Genomic DNA, 4,411 nt, shown 5'->3' on the forward strand with positions numbered 1-4,411 from the left:
ACGCCGCCCCCCAAGGCGGCGTCTGCGTTTGAGGCCATACGTGGAAGCACTGTGGAAGCAAGAGGCGCCGAAGTCCTTCATATCGCTTCGAAAAGCGCGCTGCCGTGATGGTCAGGTGCTTCCTGCGCGCTTTCGCGCGCCAAGCAATCCATGACGAGCTGTCGAAGGGCCTCCCTGTGGTCTCGCTGTGTGCCGGCGAGGTCTTGAGTGGCCACGATCAGCGACTCATACGCGGCCTTTGTCGCGATGGAGTACCGCCGGCGGATCGGATCTGGCGGCAGGTCGCCATGATGGGGGTACAGCAGCATGACGTTCGGGCAATCGTAGAGCCTGCCATATGCCATCAGCTGGTAGACGTCCGCCTGGCTGACCCCCTGCTTTGGATCGTCGATCCGTGGCGTCATGCGCTTCCACTTCGTGTCGATGATCAGCGCTATCTTCTCGCCCTCCCGGACGATGAGGTCGGGCCTTGTGCGGAAGCGGCCGGTCTCGCCTTCGTAGAGACAATCCCGATGGCCGCCTTGCGACGACACACGGAAGCCCGTGCCGGCCAGAGCACGCGACAGGGTCCGTTCGATGTATGCTTCGAACAAGACGTTCATCTCGAAGAGCAGCGCGTGACCGTCGATGGTTCCCGCGCTCGTCTGCTGGTGCCGGTCTGATAGAAAGAGGCGTGCGAGAGACAGGAGATCCCGCCAACGACGATTGGTGCGGTCCAGGAGGATCCGGTCCCAGCGGAGGGCGTTGGGAGGAACGTCGGCTACGTCGGCATACACGAAGCTCAGCTCGCGCAGCGCGCGCTGGTTATCCGGAGCACCGGACAGACGCGACAGCTTGCTGACCGCCGCCCGCATGACCTGATTCAGGGCAATGTCCGGCGATAGAGCATCGAAACGGCATGCGAGCTTTTGTGGCGAGACCGCGAGCGTCGAGAACTGCCGTGTCACGTCCAGGCGTCCCCGAAGCGCAGGCAAGTCGTCTTCGTGTTCGAGGTAGTGGCGCGGCATCCCTTGGCGGACCGCGTCGGTGAGCTTCGCACAGAACAGACGGATCAGAAGTTCGAGCACGGTCTCGCGCTGCCAGCCAAGCTGCGTCATCGCGCCGGCTTCGATTGGCAGATCGTAGGTCACCGCAAGCATGTGGATGAGGCGCTGCCTGAGTACCGCATCCGACACCCCGCTCTCGCCGCCCCCTTCGATTTTTGGGAGAATCTCAAGTTGGCAGTCGGGGGTGGCAATGACGCCGACGACTCCACGTGCTCGGAGCCCCTTCCGCCCGTGTTCCAGAACACCCTCACCCCCGCGCCCGGAGAAGGTCGATGTCCTCGCAACCGCGGCAAGCCGATCAGCCTGCGTCTCCGGGATCTCGGTGTCGCCGGACCCGTAGGCGATGCGCTCCCACTCGCGGATCGTGCGGCGGATCATGTCCCGACCAACTTGCTGTAGTCGAAGCCCTCATCGACGGATCGAACCTGCCAGCGAAACCGGGCGACAGCATCGCCGTCCTCGAGGCCCGGAGGCGGGTTCAGGACCGTACGCTTGAGAAAGCCACCGGTGATCGAACCCTCACCCGGTTCCAGGTCGCCGAGCACGGCCGCGATCTTGGCCCAGTCTTCGAAGAAGTATTCCGCGAGGAGCGGGATGACCTTGTGGCGCATGACCTCGTCGACATCTGCTTGCGAACTGCACGCAGTGAAGTAGGCGTGTCCGATCTGGTGTTCGCGGTCGTAGAGATACTCGATCCGCTCGTTGATCGTGGCGAGAAGTCGCGGCAGGTCGATCCCGCATTTCTGGCCAGCGTCTTTGAGGATGGATGCATCAGGCATCATTTCACGGAAGGTGAACCGCCGCCGGAGTGCAGTGTCGAGAAGCGCGATCGACCGGTCGGCGGTGTTCATGGTGCCGAGGATGTGCAGGTTGGACGGCACGCCGAAGAGCCGCTTCGAATAGGCCAGCGTAAGTCGGATTTCGTTTTCAGCACGAAGCCTCTTGTCGGGCTCCAAGAGCGTAATCAGCTCACCGAAAACTTTGGAGATGTTCGCCCGGTTGATCTCGTCGATGATGAGGACGTGGGGCCTAGCGCCTTCCGCTGGGATCGACCTGTCAACGCCGAAAACGACTTGCTCCAAGCCGTCCCATTCGACCAGAGCACCATTCAATTTGTAGACGGTATGTTGCCGGAAGCCATTCGGATAAAATCTCGCGCGCTCCGTTCCTTGGTCATCACGCCAAAGCCATTCGACCCTCCGGCGATGGGGGTGGTGTTCAGCATCAGCCTCGAAGAAGTAGTCGCTTGCGATCGTGCCAAAGGCACGCATTCTGTCACGACCATCAGAAATTACGACATAATCACCCACCTGCATATCGGACCGAAATGAGAAGGTGCAGACGAGCTCGCCGGCATGGCCGCTGATCTCCTTGCCGGTCCGACGTTCCAGCTCGGTCTTGATTTCAGCCCAGTCTTCAAATCGCTCATCCGACCAATCGATCTTTCCACTCCAGCCGTGGCGGATCTCGTTTGCATCAAGAGCGCGCTTGATTTGCTCCTCTTCCTGGAAGCGTCTTCCGAGGGCAACTTTGAAGATTGGACGCGTTCGATCAAGCCGGCGATCGCCCGAACCCTCGCCGGGATCCAACCGAGCCCGTTCGCAGATCCGCTTGAAGATGCCATCCTCGATCTTGAGGCGGAAACCGGCTGCGTCCAGTTCGTCCGCGTCCAACTCCTGGCTCTCTACGCCCGGTGTGTCGGGACGCAGCCCCTCGACGAACTCCTCGTAGCTCATCGACTGGTGGAAGGTGACGAACTCTATTCGCCCGTCCGCCAACAGCCTTTGGTACACTGCCATGAGTTCGGCCCGATCCGCCGGGACGGGCTCGCCACACAGGCGCACCGCCTCGGCCGCGGTAGTAAAGGTTTTGCCGGTGCCGGGTGGCCCGTAGAGAATGAGGTTCATGGGGGTGAATCCCTTCTGGATCTTGGCGTCAGTCGCGCGACCGTCGTCAGCACTGCTCGTTCCATTCACGCCGCCACGTGGGGGAACGCCGATTGCCTGAGCAATCTCCGGAGAGAGCTCATAGCGAACAAGCTTGTCGCCGCCGTAGGTCAGGTAATTGACGGGTCCGCCGGCGATCGCCTTGACACGTGACGCGAGGCCGTCGACGAGCATCGCCCGTGCGACATCGACGATGTCCTCCGTCTCGATAGCCTCATCCGCCTTGTTCCCGGCGCCTCGCGGCTTGATCCGAAATGCCGATACGCCGCTGCTGCGGTTGTAGTTCTTGACAGGCTGAAAGGGGGCCCCCGTCGCATCGAAAAGGACGAAGGGGCGGCTTCCATCGGACTGAACGGTTTCATCAAGCTTGAAGCGGAACACCGTGGCTGAGCTTTGGTCGGCCCCGATCCGTTCAGGCTCTGGGAGCTGCGCCATGTCTTGGAATATCCGTCCGGCCAGAGCTTGGCAGATATTCGGCCAGGCCTCCTTGAGCCCAAGTGCTTCGTTCACGTCGCGGACGAGCACGTCGACGTGCTCGCGACCTTCCTCACGTGCGGGTTCGATGTAGTGCTCGAGTACGTATTGCCGTATCCGATCAGCGTCCTTGGCCGCTCCCGGAGGGTCACCCGCCAGGAACCGCCCGTACTGCCCCAACCAGCTACCCCAGTTGGAGAGCCTGTTGTGGGGATTGTCGGAGTCCGGCATGAGGATTCGGTAGTCCTGACCGCCTGTTCGGGCATCCTCCCGGATTTTGCGCAGACGCTCTCGCAGCGCCTCGAACCTGTCGGCTTCCCATGCCTCGTCGAGATCCCGATGCGGCATGCCAAGCGCCGAAAGGTTCCGCTCAATGGTTCGGATCGCGTAAGCCCGCGAATTGCGGCCCGCTTCTGTCTGGGCTCCGCCTTGCTCGAGCCATGTCTTGAATTCGTGCTCTTTCGTCATTCACAGATCGCAGTTTCGCAGGTTCTAGAAGAGAAGAAGGTGATCGTTTCACCGCAATGGCTCAGTTCCTCGGCTGAGGATGCTCAAGTAGTCGCTGTAGACATACATCCGGCCACGCTGTTTCCCCGTCACCTCCCGTACGATGCCGAGATCCTCCAAATGCTGGATCGACTTCGCAATTGTCGGGGGCGAGATGCTCAGCCGCTGCGCCGCCGCCGGAATGCCGATGATCGGCTTCTGCTGAAGCAGCTGGTGGACCCGGAGCGCGGATGCGGCCGGGCGCCCGAGATCCTCGATCCGGTGTCGATCGGCTTCGAAAAGCGCGAGGATCTCGCGCGCTGCCTCTGATGCCTGCAGAGAGGTCTCGGCGATGCCGTCGAGGAAGAACTCCAACCACGTCTCCCAGTCGCCGTTCTCGCGAACCTGCTGCAGCAGGTCGTAGTGTTAGCGTCCGAGGAGCTGGTGTAATTTCATCGC

Annotated in this window: 3 protein-coding genes; all 3 read right to left on the reverse strand. The window is 61.6% G+C overall.

What is annotated here, in order from left to right; all coding sequences use genetic code 11:
• Positions 1–77 precede the first annotated feature (77 nt).
• Genes RUTHE_RS00985 through RUTHE_RS00995 form a run of 3 tightly spaced genes read right to left on the reverse strand, consistent with a single transcriptional unit; the run spans position 78 to position 4,327 of the window.
• Positions 78–1,424, reverse strand: a complete 1,347-nt coding sequence (locus RUTHE_RS00985; protein WP_021096353.1) for an McrC family protein — start codon at positions 1,422–1,424, stop codon at positions 78–80.
• Positions 1,421–3,934 (reverse strand): AAA family ATPase, encoded by a 2,514-nt coding sequence (locus RUTHE_RS00990; protein WP_021096354.1) that lies wholly within the window; start codon positions 3,932–3,934, stop codon positions 1,421–1,423. Before RUTHE_RS00990 ends, RUTHE_RS00985 begins: the two co-directional genes overlap by 4 nt.
• A 48-nt stretch (positions 3,935–3,982) precedes the next feature.
• Positions 3,983–4,327: a winged helix-turn-helix transcriptional regulator gene (locus tag RUTHE_RS00995; RefSeq protein WP_021096355.1), complete on the reverse strand. Its 345-nt coding sequence runs from the start codon at positions 4,325–4,327 to the stop codon at positions 3,983–3,985.
• Positions 4,328–4,411 lie beyond the last annotated feature (84 nt).

Origin of the sequence: Rubellimicrobium thermophilum DSM 16684 (assembly GCF_000442315.1) — a bacterium.
Lineage (GTDB): Bacteria > Pseudomonadota > Alphaproteobacteria > Rhodobacterales > Rhodobacteraceae > Rubellimicrobium > Rubellimicrobium thermophilum.